Genomic DNA, 694 nt, shown 5'->3' with positions numbered 1-694 from the left:
CCCGCGTCGAGGTGGCTGGATGCGAAGGCGACGCCTTTGTCGATCATGGCGCCGTCGTCGGCGTAGGTGTTGTGGGCGGAGAAGTTCATGCCGTCGGAGCAGACCGGGTCTTCGGTGGCGCAGACCTTGACGGTCTTGTCCTGATAGGCCGGGCCGATGACGACGGGGGGTTCGCCGAGGAAGTTCATGGCGCGCACGTTGGGCATGCCGAAGAGCACCACCGAGGAGACGTGGCTGGCCACCGAGGGGTCCAGGGGCTTGGGCACGGTGTTGGGGTCGACGCCGTCGGGAACCGAGGGTGAGGTGACAAAGCCCATCACGGCCGCGCCCTGGGAGTAGCCGCCGAGCACCATTCTGGTGTTGGGGCAGTCGTGGGCCATCGAATTGATATGGCCCGCGGCGTCTCTGATGCCGTCGACGCCGGTGTCCCATTGGTCGCTGGCGGGGTAGTTGACCGGGTAGACGTCGAAGGACTTGGTTCCCATGCGCGAGTGCAGGGCGTCGACGAACGCTTGTCCGGTGGGGCCGACGCCGGGGGCTTCACCGGTGCCGCGGGCAAACACCACCTGCACGTCCGGACACTGGGCGGCCGCGGAGGGGAGGGCAGAGCCGGTGATGGCCGACGCGCCGAGGCCGGACGCGGCAACTACTGCTGGACCTACAAAACGGGCTATTTGACGTGCGATCATGCCGC

Annotated in this window: 1 protein-coding gene; it reads right to left on the bottom strand. The window is 67.4% G+C overall.

The genetic code is table 11. The annotated features are described in order from the left end of the window. Positions 1 to 694, bottom strand: a 694-nt coding sequence (locus A5781_RS15930) for a cutinase family protein (protein ID WP_231990729.1), incomplete at both ends; no start/stop codon positions are given.

It is taken from the genome of Mycobacterium sp. 852002-30065_SCH5024008 (assembly GCF_001665645.1).
Taxonomy (GTDB): domain Bacteria; phylum Actinomycetota; class Actinomycetes; order Mycobacteriales; family Mycobacteriaceae; genus Mycobacterium; species Mycobacterium paraffinicum.
Note: the sequence above shows the minus strand (reverse complement) of the source record. Positions and strands in the feature narration are given on the sequence as shown.